The sequence below is a fragment of the Haladaptatus sp. HS23 genome, assembly GCF_056892285.1.
The window spans coordinates 1-255 of the sequence record NZ_JBXGLH010000077.1; the positions used below are offsets into that span (position 1 = coordinate 1).

1 protein-coding gene is annotated in these 255 nt (G+C 74.5%); it reads right to left on the bottom strand.

Translation table 11 applies throughout. The annotated features are described in order from the left end of the window. Positions 1-193, bottom strand: a 193-nt coding sequence (locus AC1XDK_RS30880; RefSeq protein ID WP_483353842.1) for a ferric iron reductase, incomplete at its 3' end; no start/stop codon positions are given. Positions 194-255 lie beyond the last annotated feature (62 nt).

Here is a 255-nt window from a genome sequence, read left to right on the forward strand (position 1 = left end):
CGCGCAGCCGCAGCAGCAGGTTCTCGCCGTGCGGCATGAACGCGAGGTCGTAGGCGTGCAGGCAGTGTACCAGGGGGCGCAGATAGACCCGCAGGTAGGCCCGCACCCACGTCGCCGCGTCGACCGGCGACGCCTTGATCCACGCGGTGACCAGCGCGTCGCCCTCGGCGTCGCGGTGCAGCAGCGCGGCCATCGTGGTGAGCTGCTCCCCGTCGGGGACCCGCGGCGCTGTGGCGCGAGAGCCCGGTGCCGCGG